12 protein-coding genes are annotated in these 15,049 nt (G+C 63.4%); 2 read left to right on the top strand and 10 right to left on the bottom strand.

What is annotated here, in order from left to right; translation table 11 throughout:
- Positions 1-4: 4 nt before the first annotated feature.
- The 5 genes from ACZ6WW_RS01535 to ACZ6WW_RS01555 are packed head-to-tail and all read right to left on the bottom strand — an operon-like array spanning position 5 to position 4,604.
- Positions 5-1,639: a sulfite reductase subunit alpha gene (locus ACZ6WW_RS01535; RefSeq protein WP_465272675.1), complete on the bottom strand. Its 1,635-nt coding sequence runs from the start codon at positions 1,637-1,639 to the stop codon at positions 5-7.
- On the bottom strand, positions 1,636-2,598 hold the full coding sequence (locus tag ACZ6WW_RS01540) for an FAD:protein FMN transferase (RefSeq protein WP_465272676.1): 963 nt from the start codon (positions 2,596-2,598) through the stop codon (positions 1,636-1,638). Before ACZ6WW_RS01540 ends, ACZ6WW_RS01535 begins: the two co-directional genes overlap by 4 nt.
- A gap of 10 nt (positions 2,599-2,608) precedes the next feature.
- Positions 2,609-3,418 carry a DUF4198 domain-containing protein gene (locus ACZ6WW_RS01545; protein ID WP_465273000.1) on the bottom strand — a complete coding sequence of 270 codons (810 nt, stop codon included), beginning with the start codon at positions 3,416-3,418 and terminating at the stop codon, positions 2,609-2,611.
- 26 nt (positions 3,419-3,444) lie between these two features.
- On the bottom strand, positions 3,445-3,960 hold the full coding sequence (locus ACZ6WW_RS01550) for a DUF2271 domain-containing protein (protein ID WP_465272677.1): 516 nt from the start codon (positions 3,958-3,960) through the stop codon (positions 3,445-3,447).
- 11 nt (positions 3,961-3,971) lie between these two features.
- On the bottom strand, positions 3,972-4,604 hold the full coding sequence (locus tag ACZ6WW_RS01555) for a PepSY-associated TM helix domain-containing protein (protein WP_465272678.1): 633 nt from the start codon (positions 4,602-4,604) through the stop codon (positions 3,972-3,974).
- 241 nt (positions 4,605-4,845) lie between these two features.
- Here ACZ6WW_RS01555 and ACZ6WW_RS01560 point away from each other — a divergent pair, with 241 nt between their 5' ends.
- Entirely contained in the window at positions 4,846-5,538 is a 693-nt protein-coding gene (locus tag ACZ6WW_RS01560; RefSeq protein ID WP_465272679.1) for a response regulator, read from the top strand.
- Positions 5,535-6,977: a sensor histidine kinase N-terminal domain-containing protein gene (locus tag ACZ6WW_RS01565; protein WP_465272680.1), complete on the top strand. Its 1,443-nt coding sequence runs from the start codon at positions 5,535-5,537 to the stop codon at positions 6,975-6,977. The genes ACZ6WW_RS01560 and ACZ6WW_RS01565 overlap by 4 nt, the downstream gene beginning before the upstream one ends.
- 294 nt (positions 6,978-7,271) lie before the next feature.
- Here the strand turns inward: ACZ6WW_RS01565 and ACZ6WW_RS01570 are convergent, their stop codons facing one another.
- The 5 genes from ACZ6WW_RS01570 to ACZ6WW_RS01590 all read right to left on the bottom strand — a co-directional run bounded on the left by ACZ6WW_RS01570 (position 7,272) and on the right by ACZ6WW_RS01590 (position 14,956).
- Positions 7,272-10,310, bottom strand: a complete 3,039-nt coding sequence (locus ACZ6WW_RS01570; protein WP_465272681.1) for an efflux RND transporter permease subunit — start codon at positions 10,308-10,310, stop codon at positions 7,272-7,274.
- Positions 10,307-11,347, bottom strand: a complete 1,041-nt coding sequence (locus tag ACZ6WW_RS01575; RefSeq protein ID WP_465272682.1) for an efflux RND transporter periplasmic adaptor subunit — start codon at positions 11,345-11,347, stop codon at positions 10,307-10,309. Before ACZ6WW_RS01575 ends, ACZ6WW_RS01570 begins: the two co-directional genes overlap by 4 nt.
- On the bottom strand, positions 11,344-12,684 hold the full coding sequence (locus ACZ6WW_RS01580) for a TolC family protein (RefSeq protein ID WP_465272683.1): 1,341 nt from the start codon (positions 12,682-12,684) through the stop codon (positions 11,344-11,346). The genes ACZ6WW_RS01575 and ACZ6WW_RS01580 overlap by 4 nt, the downstream gene beginning before the upstream one ends.
- Positions 12,685-12,881: 197 nt before the next feature.
- Positions 12,882-14,294: a sensor histidine kinase gene (locus ACZ6WW_RS01585; RefSeq protein ID WP_465272684.1), complete on the bottom strand. Its 1,413-nt coding sequence runs from the start codon at positions 14,292-14,294 to the stop codon at positions 12,882-12,884.
- Positions 14,291-14,956 carry a response regulator gene (locus ACZ6WW_RS01590; protein ID WP_281852383.1) on the bottom strand — a complete coding sequence of 222 codons (666 nt, stop codon included), beginning with the start codon at positions 14,954-14,956 and terminating at the stop codon, positions 14,291-14,293. The genes ACZ6WW_RS01585 and ACZ6WW_RS01590 overlap by 4 nt, the downstream gene beginning before the upstream one ends.
- Positions 14,957-15,049: the final 93 nt, after the last annotated feature.

Here is a 15,049-nt window from a genome sequence, read left to right on the forward strand (position 1 = left end):
CGGACTAGTAGACGTCGCGGCGATATCGGCCTTCGGTGCGCAGTCGCTCCACGGTATCGGCGCCGAGCACATCGACTAGTACCGCTTCAACTCCGGGAGCCATGCCAGCCAGGCTGCCACATACATAGATGGCGGCGTTCGCATCGACCCACGCGCGCAACGACGACGCGTTCTCGCGCAGGCGGTCTTGAACGTAGACACGCTCAGGCACCGCACGCGACCAGGCCAGATCGAGCCGTTCGATCATGCCCTCGGCCTGCCAGCGCTCTATCTCGTCCCGGTAGTAGTTGTCGTGTTCGGGCTGGCGTTCGCCGAACAACAGCCAATTGCGCCGATGTCCTGCCGCGATGCGTGCCTTGAGCAGCGCACGCAGTCCGGCCATGCCCGTGCCATTGCCGATCAGGATCATCGGCCGATCGTCATCAGGAGCATGGAATTGGGGATTGCTGCGGATGCGCACGGCCATGTCGGCACCCAGCGCCGCATGAACCGTCAGCCACGCCGAGCCCAGGCCGAGCTGGCCCTCCTCGCGCCGCATCTGGCGCACCAGCAGATGGATGGCGCCGTCCTCGGGCACCGACGCGATCGAGTACTCACGATGCGGCAACCGCTGCAAGCCATCGGCCACGCGTTGCATCGGGACTCCCACCACCTCGGCCATATCAGGCAGACGGCTTCGCGCAAGCAAGTCGGCAAAGCGACCCTCGCCATCATCGCTGGCGACCAACGCCTGGCCATCCAGACCGGCCTGCTCCAGCCAACGCGTGACATCATCGGCTGCGTGCTGCGGACCGATCTCGACCAGATCGCCCGCCTGCCAGCTCACCTCACCCTCGAGCGAATGCAATGCGAGGTGGAAGCAGCCCTCGCCCAGGCTGCCCCGATTCAGGTGCCGGCGTTCGACCAGTTGCCAGCGTCGATAGTGCGGGCGCTGCCAATCGGGCATGTCCAGCGTGCCGGTCAACAGCGAAAGATGATGCTGCCAATGACGCAGTGCGGACGGGTCGCCGTTGTCCACGTGCACCGGATCGAACCATGCCTGCGCTCCACAGGCACGCAACCAATGTTCCAGGCGCCGACCGAAACCGCAGAAATCGGCATAGTCGCTGTCACCCAGCGCCAGCAGGCCAAAATGCAGCTTCGACAAATCCACGGACCGAGCCATCGTCTGCCGCACGAAACCTGCCGCAGCATCGGGCGCGTCGCCTTCGCCCGTCGTGCTGACAATAAACAGCACGCGTTCGGCGGTGGCGAGCATGGATGCATCAAGCTGCCCCAGCTCGCACAACCGGACGCGCGCGGATGCCGATTGCAGACTCTGCGCAGTCTGTCGAGCCAGTTCCGCGGCGAAACCGGTCTGGCTCGCATAAGCAAGAAGCGTCACAGCCCCTGCCTGCCCGACGGCATCTGCGTGGCTTTCGGCCGATATCGCACGGCGGCGCCAAGCAACGAGCGCAACGAATCCGCACCACGCAACTGCACACAGCGATGCAGCAAACACTCGACGTTCACCCGGCCATGTCCAGATCAGCTCGCGCGCATGCCAGATCCACAGCACAACGATCAACATCGCCAGCGCCGTCAGCAGAATCAGATTACCGACGGCGACACGCTCTCGCCTGATGGCCGAGGTACTCATGCCTGCAAGGCTGCGGCAAAAGCCGGTGTCAGGCGCGGCTCCAAACCGTCCTGCGTACGCAGCACGAACAGCACGGCGAGATCGCGGGCTTGCGCATAGGCGAGACCCCGATCCGGGCCGAGCAAGGTCATCGCCGTACCCAGCGGATCAGCCTGCAAGGCGCTCGGCGCGAGCACGCTGACGGACGCCACGACATGCGGCACCGGTCGGCCGCTGCGTGCATCGACGTGATGCGAATACCGGCCATCGCCCTCGGCAAAACGGCGCCGGTAATCGCCGGAGGTCGCGATCGCCATGTCCTTCAATGCCAGCGTGCAGAAATATCGATCCGGCGCATCGGGCATTTCGATCCCGACACGCCAGCTCGAACCATCCGGCTTGGAACCGTGTGCCTTCATCTCGCCGCCGACCTCGACCAACCAGGCGGTCACGCCCTGCGCGGTCAGCCAGTCGCCGACGACATCCACGGCATAGCCCTTGGCGATCGAGGACAGGTCGATATAAGCGCCACCCGGTTGCCTGATACGACGTGCTGTTGCATCGCGCTCGATGCGCCACCAACCGATGCGCTCGCGCGCCGCGGCGATAATGTCGTCCGCTGGCGCACTGTGCTGTGCAGCCTCGGGACCGAACCCCCAGGCGTTGACCAGAGGACCGACCGTAGGGTCGTACGCACCGTCCGTATCGCGAGCGAGCTGCAGTGCGTGCTCGACGACATCGAAGCACGCGTTCGACAAGGTATGCCAACTGCCGGCGGCCGCCGCATTGAAACGCGACAGCTCCGAATCACGTTTATAGGTGCTCATCGATGCATCGACGCGATCGAGTTCGGCCTGCATGCCAGACTGTATGGCGTCTATGGGAAAGCCGGCCGCTGCAACAAAGCGCAGCGACCAGAACGTACCCATGGTTTGACCGCGCAGGCTGTGCACCTGCACCGATGCATCGATCGTGGACATGGCGCGGCGTTTACTCGGGCAGCACTTCCAGCGTTGCCGAATAGGACACGCGACGCTGCCTGGCCTGCTTGATCTGCGTGTTTCCGTCCTGGGCGCTGGCGTTGATCCAGTACATCCCCGCATGCGGCCAGGTGACGGTGAACTTGCCATTCTTGTCGGTATTCGTATTGATCTCTTCCGGCGCATTGCGATAACGCGTGGCACCGGCGATCGCCGTCACTTTCAGGTCCGACGCGGGCTTGCCATCGAGCAACAGTTGGAACGTAGCTGCCTCGCCCGAGACCAGATCGTTCACCTGGGTCACCGGCACCAGCTCGATACCGTCGCCGGTCGGCTTGAGCGCGGCGTCGTTCGGCTTGCCATTGCTCACGAACGTCTCGACACGATTGCTCGATTCGGTCACGTCGATATTTTTCGCACCGACCGGCATTTCCTTGGCCATATCGGCCGCGCTACCGCGCCAGCGTTTTTTCTCGCCGTTCAATTCGTACGTGGCGAAGGCGCCGCTGTTGATCAAGGCGATCTTGTAAGTACCAGGCTGGGTCAGATGCACATCGAAGACGCTGCGGTACTTGCCGGTGGATGCGTTCTCGGGTTTGGCGACCTGACCGTCCGGTGCGGTAATGACCAGGCGATCGAGCGAACCCGGCATATGGTCGGCAAAGAAAAGATCGTTCGATACTGCCGCATCGACTGTTACCCACGGATCGTCACCCGCCACGTTGGTGGCCGAGGGCAGCAGCCACATCTTGTGTGCGTGCGCGGCCAACGGCAGCGACAAGGCCGTCACGATGGCGAGGCATTTCAAGGGACGCTTCAACATGCTTGTTCTCCGTATCTCGATGCTCAGGGCGCCAGATCGAGCTTGACCGTACCCAGCTCGACGCTGCCCGATTTGTCCAGATGCTGTGCGGTGGTCACCGGCCATTCGAACGGCACGTGCACCACTTCGCGGCCACCGGTTTCGCGCGCCGCTTCCACGACGAGATCGTATTTGCCGGCAGGCAGGTCGCCCAACGGTGCCTTGCCGCTCTGGAATTTCAGTGTCTGATCGCCCGCCGGACGGGTCGCGCCCGATACGCCATCGACCGGCATCTGCTGGTCGCGGCCGCCGTGACGCCACCACAGGCGCAATTCGGGCAGCCACTTGGTGCCGGCGCCCTCCTTGCTTTCTTTTTGTGCGTACCAGACGGCAAGCTGCGAAGCGATGGTCTTGTCGGTGCGCTCGATCCATACCGACACATACGGCCGGTGATACTCGGCCACAGTGAGTTGCGGAACGGTCACGGTGACGTTCATGTCGGCGGCCATCGCAGGCGCGGCAAGCATCACGGCGGGAACGGAAATCAGCAGACGGCGCATCGATAACCTCGTCAATGGATAAAGATCAGGGCAAGCAGCAACGGCAGCAACAGGCCAAACGCCACCAGCGGCCAGGTGGCACCGCGTTGTGCGGCGTGCATTTTCAGAAGCAGCAGGCCAGTCACCGAAAAGATCACGCAGGCCAGCGCGAAGACATCGATGAACCAGCCCCACGCCGGGCCGGCATTGCGGCCCTTGTGCAGGTCGTTCAAATAGGAAATCCAACCGCGATCGGTACGCTCGTATTCCACCTTGCCGCTTTCGCGATCGATGCTGAGCCAGGCGTCGCCGCCCGGCCGCGGCATCGACACATAGAATTCGTCTTCGGACAGATCACCACTGCGACCGCCAAGATCGACGTCCAGCGCGCCATGCACCCAGTCGGCAATGACTGCAGGCACCGCCACGCCCTTGCGTTCGTCATCGCCGGCGATGGCGTGCAACAGCGGCGCCGGCAGCTGCGCCTGACGATGCACGGTCCGGGGGCTGGCTTCGATCTGGCCCGCGTGATTCAAGGTGAACCCCGTGATGGCGAACAACAGCATGCCGATCAGGCAGAGCGCCGAGCTGATCCAGTGCCATTGATGCAGATGCTTGAGCCAGAAGGCCCGGCCAGGAGTGCGCTGGATGGACGGCGTCGACAACGGGAATCCTCTATGAATACGAAACGCCAACCGAAAGGAAAACGACTGCGGGGGTGAAAACAATCGCAACCGCCCTGATCATCTATGCCGTGTTCGCCGTTCCCCTTAAGCTGGACGACGCCTCGCCCGCCTGGATTCGGCCGGCGATATCCGGCAGCATGTTGTCACAAATGAGAATCACTCGCAATTCTGCCCCGTGCGCCAGGACGTCGCACGCCACCTCAGTCATTAAGGAGGAAGCATGCGCATTCTGATAGCCGAGGACGACCCGGCGATTGCTGCCGGTGTCTGTGCCTCGCTGCGTCAGGGCGGCCATGCCGTCGACCATGTCGCCGATGGCGCCCGCGCCGACAGCGCCCTACGTGACACCCCATACGACCTGCTGGTGCTCGACCTGGGCCTGCCCGCCCTGGACGGCAGCGAAGTACTTCAGCGTTTGCGCCGGCGCGGCACCGGGTTGCCGGTCCTGGTCATCACCGCGCGCGAGGGCCTGCGCGAACGCGTGCGGGTACTGGACCTGGGTGCCGACGACTACCTGGTCAAACCCTTCGCGCTGGCCGAGTTCGAGGCACGTGTACGGGCGCTGCTGCGTCGCTACACCTCGCAAGGCGCACCCGAGCTGACGATCGGGCGCCTGCGCCTGGACCTGCCCGGCCATCGCGCCTGGGTCGACAATATTCCGCTGGAACTCACCGCACGCGAGTTCGGCCTGCTGGAGGCCCTTGCCGCCCGTCCCGATCGCGTCACCAGCCGTGCCCAGCTGGTCGAAGCGCTGTGCAGCTGGGACGAGGAACTGACCGATAACGGCCTGGATATCGCCATCTACCGCCTGCGTCGCAAGCTCACCGACTCCGGCACGCAAGTACGCACGATTCGTGGTCTTGGCTATTTGCTCGAACAAGCCAAGGACGGCGCCGACGAAGACGCCTCATGAACCGCGCACGGCCATCGCAGCCATGGCTTTACCGCAAGCTGACTCCCGATGGTCGGCAGAGCCTGCATCGGCGCTTGCTGTCGTTTCTGCTGGTGCCGTTGATGTTGATGCTGCTGGTGGAAAGCCTGGTCACCTATAGCGGCGCGTTGATCTATTCCAATCATGTGCACGACAGCGATCTGGCCGATAGCGTCGCGACGTTGGCGGAAATGCTCAGCAAGCAGGACATGAACGACCAGATCTCGTCGCAGGCGCGATTTCTGCTCGAGTACGATCCGGAAGGCCATAACTATTTCAACGTCAGCAGCCAGAAGCACGGCCTGCTGGCCGGCACCGAGACGTTGCAACCGCCTGCCGACATGACGCTGACTGTCGACAGCGAACCGCGGCTTTACGATCTGGCTATCGACCGTCACGCGGTACGCGCGGCCACCGTACGCATCCCCAGCAGCCATGATCCGGGGGATCAGCTCACCCTGACCATCGCCGAAACACTGCACGACCGCCACCAGCGCGCCAAGGAAATCCTGCTGCTCAGCATCCCGGCGCAAGCGATGTTGATCGCCGGCGTCTTCGCCCTGGTGTGGTACGGCGTGCGTATCGGCCTGCGTGTGCTCGATCCGTTGACCGAACGTCTGGCGGCACGCGAGCACGATCTGGCACCGATCGGCGATATCGATGTGCCGGTGGAGATCCTGCCGTTGACGCGCACCATCGACGGCCTGTTCGCACGCCTGCGCGGCACGCTTGCCTTGCAGGACCGCTTTATCGCCGATGCCGCACATCAATTGCGTACGCCGCTGGCGGGCCTGCGTGTACATGTGGAGCGTGCGCAAGGCGACCCCAGTCCCGCCACCGTGCGCGACGCGCTGGAACATATCCAGCGCCTGACGCATCGCGCCAGCCGCACGTCGACCCAATTGCTGGCGTTGACGCGTGCGCAGTCGCCTGAACACGAAACCCATCCGCTGGATCTCATCGACCTCAATCGCCTGATCCCCGACCTGCTCAGCCTGCGCGTGCACGAAGCGCTCGCCGCAGGCGTCGATCTGGGTTATGACAGCGCCAATGAACCGGTGTGGATCGATGGCGATCGCACCACCTTGCAGGAGCTGCTCGACAACCTGCTCGACAATTCCCTGCGCTATGCCGGCCGGCGCAGCATCGTGACCGTTGCGGTCAGCCTGTCGAACGGACGTCCGTCGCTGAGCATCGAAGACAATGGGCCGGGCGTGCCGCCGGAATTTCTCGCACGCCTGGGTGAACGGTTCTTCCGCGTCCCGGGTAGCTGTGAAGAAGGCACGGGGCTTGGGCTGGCGATCGTGCAGCGTATTGCGGAGCGGCACCGTGCGCAGGTGTTGTTCTTGCGCGGGAATGAAGGCGGTTTGCGTGTGGAGGTGGTGTTTCCGCCTGCGCGGACGGCTCGGAGGAATAGCTAGAGCTAGCTTGTTGCGGTGTGATCGCGACATCAGGGAACCTCGAAAGACTCTCCCTACTCGTCATTCCGGCGCAGGCCGGACAAGCGCTCGCGCGTAGAACGCCCGGAGGGCGGCCCCGAAGGGGCGAGCGAAGTGAGTAACCCAGTGGCTTTGTGATCGGTTGTCGCGAGAGTTCGCACAAGTCAGCTGTATCGCGAAAACTGAAAACTGATGCCACTGGGTCCCGGCCTGCGCCGGGATGACGATAGGAAAATCTGAGGTCATGCGAGATTTCCTGAAATCGCGACCGTTCCCTCACGACACCTTGGCCGATCGCCCAAGCACCAGCTTGATCAGAATCGGCAATACCAGCAATACCATCGGATACTGCAGCAGCAGCCCAGCGATGATCGCGATCGCCAGCGGCTGCTGGATACCGGAACCCGGACCGATCGCAAACGCCAGCGGCAACAGCGTCAGCACCGCCGCCAGAGTGGTCATGGTGATCGGACGCAAACGATCCTGGCTGGCCAACTGCAAGGCCTGCGCCGAATCCATCCGCTGTTCGAGCCAGACATATTCGGACACATAGAAAATCGCCATTTCCGTGCCCATGCCGATGATCATCGTCATGCCCATCATCGCCGTGATGTTGAGATCGACCTGACTGATCCACAGGGCGATGAACACCGCCGTGGAGGAAAGCAGCGAACAGCCGATCACCAGCGCGGCCAGCACGATGCGCTGGTAGAGAAACAGCAGCAGCACGAACTCCGCCACCAACGCCAGCGCAAACACCTTGCTCAGACCGACAAAGGCGATCTGCTGTTGTTGATAGAGACCACCCAGTTCATAGCGCACACCATTGGCGAGCAACCCAGGCCGCGCCAGACGCTGCTGCACATCGGCCACCGCCGCGCTGATGCCACGCCCTTCGATGCGTGCGGTGACGGCCACCATCGGCTGCAGGTTTTCGCGAGCTATCTGCGGCTGGCCACTGACCGGCACGATCGACGCAACGCGTTTGAGCGGAAAGATATGGCCATCGGGCGCACGGATCGGCAGCTCGGCCAAATCGGGGATACGCCAGCGCTCCGCGTCGGGCATGCGCACGCGAACGCCGATGCTCTTGTTCGCGGCAGGTAGCTGGGTCGCCACCACACCGCTCAACGCCTGATCGACCGCCTGGGTAATGTCGTCCGCGGTAACACCTTCGAAGGCGGCCTTGGCGGCATCGATATTGACGTTCAATGCATCGCCAGCCAACTGCAGGCCATTCTTGATATCGACCACGCCGGGGATATCGGCGATCGCCTTGGCGACCTTGTCGGCCTGGTCGCCGAGACCGCTGGGATCGACCGCATAGAGCTTGATTTCGATCGGCTGCGGCACCGCCGTCAGATCGCCGATCAGATCCTCCATCAACTGCGCCAGTTCGATATCCACGCCAGGCACGCCGCGCTCGATGCGCTGACGCACATCGCTCATCACTTCATCGGTAGCGCGGTCATGATCCGGCTTCAGGCGCACAAAGAAATCGCCGTGATAGGACTGCCCCAGATCGCCACCCAGGCCGGTGCCCAGGCGGCGCGAAAACGTCGCGACCTCGGGCGTATCGCGCAGGATGCTTTCGATCTGCGCGATCTGCCGCGAACTCTCCGGCAAAGAAGTGCCGGGCTTGGTGTAGTAATCCATCACAAAGCCGCTCTCGTCCACCGACGGCATGAAGCCGGTCGCCACATGCGTGTAGCCGAGATAGCCGAACACCAGCAACAGCGACAGAACAAGCGCCAGCCACAGCGGCGATGCCGACAGCTTCCGGTAGATCCATCCGTGCGTACGCAGCAAGGGATGACGTCCGTGCAGGCCGGGATCGTGCCAGCGCGTGAAATCCACCATTCGCCGCGCCAGCACCGGCACGATCAGGACGGTGATCGACCAGGAGACGATCAGCGCGCACGCCATGGTGATCGACAAGGCCTTGGAAAACGCACCGGTCACGCCATCGAGAAAACCCAGCGGCACGAATACGATCAAGGTCGCCAGGCTGGAGCCGGACAAGGGTCGGATAAATTCCCTTGCCGCCGGAAGCACCGCGTCGACGCCGCCACCTTCCCTGGCACCCGCACGTCGCGCAATATGCTCGATCATCACGATCGCGTCGTCGATCACCAACCCGACCGCTGCAGCCATGCCGCCCAGTGTCATGATGTTGAAACTCATGCCCATGACATGCAGCAACAACACGGTAATGGCCAAGGTGGCTGGCACCACCAGCAACGCAATCACGGTGATACGCAAGTTGCGCAAGAACACCAGCAGCACGACAGCGGCCAGAACGAGGCCAATGACGATCGCGTCGCGCACGCCGTCGGCCGACTCCACCACCAGTTCGCTCTGGTCGTACCAGTTCACCAAGCGCACGCCGGGTGGCAGATGCAACTGCGTCAGACGCTGGCGCACCTGCGCCGCGACCTGCACCGCGTTGCCGTCCGGCTGCTCATAGACGTTGAACAACACCGCCGGCTTGCCGTCCTCGGCCACCTTGATCCACTGCGGTACATAGCCGTTGCGCACGGTAGCGACGTCGGACAGTTTCACTTGCCGACCGGCCTCGCTCTTGACCACGACATTGCCGATCGCCTCCACACCATGCAACGAATGATCAGCGACAACGAGATAGAGTTTGTTGTGATCCTGCACGCGCCCAACGGCCTGCAGCACATTGGCCTTGTTCAAGGCGCTCACCAGATCGGCAAGACCAAGATCGTAACTGGCCAGGCGGTGCGGATCGGACTCGACCTGGATCTCCGCGGTTTCGCCGCCTTGCACGTCGACGCGCGCCAGCCCGGGCACCGACGCGAGCAACGGCACGATCTGGTACTGCGCCAGGTCGCGCAGCGCGACGGGCGACATCCTGTCCGCCTGCAGCGCATAGGAGATGATCGGAAAAACGGTGGGATCCATCCGCCGGACACCATACGAACTACCACTGGGCAGCGTCGGCAACACCTTTGCAATGGCCGCATCGACCAACAGGGTCGACGCCGTCATATCGCGCCCCCAACCGAAGTCGATGGAGATCTGCGCCGAACCGCGCGTGGTCTCCGAACGCAGCCCGGCCACGCCAGGCACCGTGCGGATGGCTTCTTCCACCGGCCGCGTCAACAGCAGCGCGGTCTGGTCGGCCGGGCGATCGCCCGCATCCAGATCGACCACCACGCGCGGAAACGATACCTGCGGAAACAAGCCAACCGGCAGACCGATCGCGGCGATCAGACCCGCGATCGCCAAGGCAAGCGTGACGATGACCAGCGTGCGCGCATGGCGTGACAACCATGACGCAGGATTCATTGCGCAGCTCCCGCCGCTGCAACGTGCACGGCCATGCCGTCATCGAGTTGCGTCGCGCCCACCGTTATCAAGGGACGTTTGGCATCGAGCGCTCCGGCGACCACGCTTTTGTCGCCCTGCTCGCCCAACACCTTGATCGGCACCCGTACTGCCTTATCGCCATCGACCTGATAGACCTGCCAGTCCTGGTCGTCGCCGACGAGCGCATCGCGTGGTACCAGCCAGCCTTGTTGCCGGCCAGTGACGATCTCGGCGCGAAAACCCGCACCACCGACGATCGGCTGGTCCGCTGCGATATCCACGTCGAGCTGATGGGTATGCGGATCGAGTGCTGTCGCCACACGCGTGACCTTGCCGGTGATCGGCTGCCCGCCCCCCAACGGGGTCAGTGTCGCGCTCTCGCCAGCCGCGACCTTGCCCAAGGTGTCGAGTTCGACACCCACGCGTACGATGACCCGTTCCGGCTGAGTCAACGCGAGCAACGCAGCGCCCGCTTGCAGAGCGTCGCCTTGGGCGACCGACACGCTTTCGACAACGCCGTCGAACGGTGCGGTGATGTTTATCGTCGGGCCGTCGCCCTGCTGCTGGCGCAAGGCGTCGAGATTCGTGCGCGCATCGCTGGCTGCCTTGTTTGCCAGGTTGAGCTGGTCGCGCGTCGCTAATTGCTGAGCCAGCAGTTGCTCCGTGTGTACCCGTGCATCGTCGGCTACGCGTACCGCACTTTGCGCTTGCCGATAGGCCGCCACCGCCGCCGGGGTCAGGCTCAGCGTGAGCAGACGCTGGCCACGCTTGACCGCCAGTCCCTGAGAAACATCCAAACGCGTCACCACACCTGCCGCCTGTACGTTGAGTGTGGTTTTGGCGTCGGGTGCCGGTATCGCCATGCCGTACGCAGGCACGCTGTCGGGCAGACTCGCCTGCGCGACCGGCACCGCCTGCACCTCGGCGCGCGCAGGTTCGGGCGCGGTATCGGCCTGCTGTCCGCAACCGGCCAGGATCAGCACCCAGGGCAAGAAATAACAGCTACGACGGTTCACTCGGTCACCTCATGTGGCAGCGCGTCGGGCATGCCCGCGCCAAGCAGGGTGGCCAACGCCACCTGCCCTTCGTATTGGTTCTTTTCCAACGTGATCATCGCGGCCTGTCGGCTGGAAACGGCCGTCGCAACGTCCACGTAATTGCGAATATCGATCAGCCCGGCGTGCCAGGCGCTATCGGCCTGCGTCATGCGATGCTCGGCATCGATATTCAGCGGGACCAATGCCGTTCGCTGTGCATCGAGTTGCGCATGCTCGGCCAGCAAAGCCAGTACTTCGTCGCGCGAGGTCTGCAGGCGAATGGCATATTCATCGTGCAGTTGCTGCCGTGTGGCGCGCTCGATCGCGATGTTGCCCTGGTTGCGGTCGAAGATCGGCAAGTCGAAGGTGATCGCCGGACCGCCGTTACGCACACGACTATTGTCCTGCGACGCGCTGTAGCCAAACGACAGCGGCGGAAACTGCGCCAGGATCGCCGCACGCACCTGGGCTTCCTGTGCGCGATAACCCAGTTGCAGGGCGATCAGATCGGGACGTCGCTGTGCCAACGTCACCGCTTGCTGGCGCACTTGATCCGGATCCAGCGGACCCAGGTCGATATGCGGCTGCAAGGGAACGACGGTATCCGGCGCCACCCCCATCAGCGCGGCCAACGCGTGGCGCTGCGACAACAACTGGCGTTGCAGATCGTCCAGCGCGGCACGCGCATCGGCAGCCGCGGCCAGATCGGGTGTGGCCGTGACGTTCTCGCTATTGCCCTGCTCGATGCTGTGGCGCAGTCGTTCGCTGCGCTGCTCGAGCCGTTGCAGGGCAGCTTGCTGAACCTCCAGCAGGCGTTGATCCTCGACGATATCCACCACCAGCAGGCGCGCCTTGCCGATCACCTGCCATTCTTCCCATAGCAAGGTCGCGTCGACCTCGGCAGCCTGGGCGCGTGCGGCTTCGCGGCGCGGCCGCAAGGTGATCAAGGATTGGATGTTTTCGCTGATGCCTGCCGTCCAGGCGGTGGCGTCACCTACCCCGGAAATGAGGTATCCAGCGCTGCCGTTCAACGAGGGGTTGGGCAGCAACGAGGCTTGCAGCATCTGCGCCTGGGCCACGGCGTGCTGTGCACGTGCCGTGCGCAGATCCGGGTTGTTCAGGAGGACCTGCCGCTCGACGTCGGCCATGCTCAATGGGCCAGCCGTCAGTTGCCCGAGGTCGGCACTGGGAGCTGCCTGTTCGGGCAGAGGCAAGGGCCGATACGTGGCGCAGCCCGATAGAAACGCCAGCACGCCCCATTGCCATGCGCGTGAGGCGCTTCGCCAAGCTGCTCTTGATCCGGTCGATACCAACAAGGCGGGCCGCCTCCAGTGGAAACTAAGGAGGTCACGATAGCGACCGCGTCTTAGCGCCGACTTTGCAACCGAAGGAACCCTGCTAAAACCTCAATTTTCATCGTCGCCCCGGCGAACGCCGGGGCCCAGCGTCTTTGCACGTCGAAGCGTAAGGCACTAGATCCCGGCCTTCGCCGGGATGACGGATAGGGGAGGTTCTAGGGACTTCCCGAAGCTGCGGCTTCTCGGGGGATAGCGACGCGAACACGCAAACCACGGCCAAACGGCGAATCAAGCAACTGGATCGTCGCCCCATGCAACTGGGCGGCGCGCTGCACGATCGACAGCCCCAGCCCGTAACCCTCGCCACGGCTGCTGGATTCGCGATGAAAACGGGCAAAGACTTCCTCTCGACGCTCGGGCGGAATACCCGGACCGTCGTCGATCACATCGATCCAGACATCCAGCGCGGTCTTCTCCATCGACAGCTGCACCTGGCCGCCGGCGGGCACATGTCGTAGCGCGTTCTCGATCAGGTTGCGCAGCAGTGCACGCAGCGCGGTTTCGTCGCCCTGCACGATCAGGTCGTCCGGCAACGGCAAGACGCTGAGCTCCACACCACTGTCGGCGATCAAGGGCGCCATTTCTTCGATCACAGCGCTGGCGACCGCAGCCAGATCGATACTTGTCCGCTGCGTTGCGCGCAGGCTCGATTCCAATCGCGCCAGTGCCAGCAATTGTTCGGTGCGACGCGCCAGCGATACCAGGCACTCCTGTGCACCCTGCAAGGCAGCACCTGCCTCGCCAGGGTCGCTGCTCGCCATGGCGTTTTCCAGATTGATCATGGTCGACGCCAGCGGCGTACGCAGCTCATGAGCGACATCGGCACTGAAGCGACGTTCGCGTTCGAGCGCATCATCGAGTCGCGAAAGCTGGTCGTTCAACGCGGTCAGTACGGGCTGCAGCTCTTGCGGCGCGCGCGGCAAGAGCACCGGCGCATGGCTGCCGACTTCGCGCGTCGACAACAGTTGAGCCAGCCGCGACAGCGGTCGCAGCCCGCGACGTATGGCCAGCCCTACCAATAGCGCCAGCAGCGGAAGGCCGATGATCAAGGGCACGCCATGCTCGATCAGCAGAGCTTGCGTGATGTCGTGCCGGCTGTCGTATCGCTCAGCCGCGCGAATGGTGACGCCATCGGGATTGCTCGCCAGCGTAAATACCCGCCACCGATAACCGGCATGACGCACATCCTGAAAGCCGACCTCATGCGGCGCGGGCGGCGGCATCGTCGCAAGATTCGCCGTGGCCAGCATCATCTGGCCATGGGCATCGAATACCTGGAATCCTACTTCCGATTCGTAGGTCCGCCCATAGAGCGTGACCGTGTTGGTGTCGGCCGGCTTGATCGGCACCTGCACCATCTCGCCGTCCTTGCTGCGCAGCACATTCACGCCTGCATGCTCGATCAACACATCGAGCGTACGCGCCGATTGCGCAAGACGCCCGTCGGAAAGCTCGTCCACTTCCGATAGCGTGCGCTTGAAACTGAGAACGGCCAACGGCACCAGTACCGCCGCCAGCACGGCAATGATCAGCCAACGCAGCCGGGAGCTCAGGCTCGGCGCGGTCATTTGGGCTCCAGCGGAATCATGTAGCCGAAGCCACGGACGGTCTTGATCGTGTCAAAGCTGAGCTTGCGGCGCAGCGCGTGGATCAGCACGTCCAGTGCGCCGGTGCCCACTTCGGTATCCAGGCCATAGAGCGAGTTTTCGAGGCTTTCGCGGCGCACGATGCGGCCGGCGCGCTCCATCAGTATCTGCAACAGCGAAAATTCGCGCTTGGTCAGTTCCACCGGTTCGCCACGAAACGTCACCTGCAGCGTGCCCATATCCATGCCGATCGCCCCCACCTCGATGGTGTTGGCCGCCAGGCCCTGCGCTCGCCGTGCAAGCGAACGGATACGCGCCGCCAGCTCGTCCAGATGGAATGGCTTGATCAGGTAATCGTCGGCGCCGGCATCCAGGCCGCGAACGCGCGCATCCAGGCCATCGCGTGCCGTCATCACGATGATCGGGGTTTTCACATGCATGCGGCGCGCCTCGACCAGCAGGTCAAAGCCGTCCTTGCCGGGCAGACCAAGGTCCAGCAGCACCAGATCGGCGGTCTGGTCGCGCAAGGCCAGGCTGGCTTCCTTGCCGTCGCGGAACCAGCTGACCGTATAGCTCAAGCGCGTCAAGGCGCGCTGGATCGCGGTTCCCAGCGGCACGTCGTCCTCTACTACCAAGATATGCATGCCCGGCGCCTTCGTGAGCCACGCGGGAATTATCCCGGGTGTCGCTTATAAAAACCTTAAAAGGCCTGCCCTCAAAAAAAAGACATAAAAAAA

The sequence above is a fragment of the Dyella sp. NPDC103356 genome (assembly GCF_055584465.1).

Coding starts and splice junctions, on each gene's coding strand:
- ACZ6WW_RS01590 (WP_281852383.1), bottom strand. CDS start 14,956: ATGCATATCTTGGTAGTAGAGGACGACGTGCCGCTGGGAACCGCGATC.
- ACZ6WW_RS01540 (WP_465272676.1), bottom strand. CDS start 2,598: ATGTCCACGATCGATGCATCGGTGCAGGTGCACAGCCTGCGCGGTCAA.
- ACZ6WW_RS01535 (WP_465272675.1), bottom strand. CDS start 1,639: ATGAGTACCTCGGCCATCAGGCGAGAGCGTGTCGCCGTCGGTAATCTG.
- ACZ6WW_RS01550 (WP_465272677.1), bottom strand. CDS start 3,960: ATGCGCCGTCTGCTGATTTCCGTTCCCGCCGTGATGCTTGCCGCGCCT.
- ACZ6WW_RS01570 (WP_465272681.1), bottom strand. CDS start 10,310: ATGAATCCTGCGTCATGGTTGTCACGCCATGCGCGCACGCTGGTCATC.
- ACZ6WW_RS01585 (WP_465272684.1), bottom strand. CDS start 14,294: ATGACCGCGCCGAGCCTGAGCTCCCGGCTGCGTTGGCTGATCATTGCC.
- ACZ6WW_RS01560 (WP_465272679.1), top strand. CDS start 4,846: ATGCGCATTCTGATAGCCGAGGACGACCCGGCGATTGCTGCCGGTGTC.
- ACZ6WW_RS01565 (WP_465272680.1), top strand. CDS start 5,535: ATGAACCGCGCACGGCCATCGCAGCCATGGCTTTACCGCAAGCTGACT.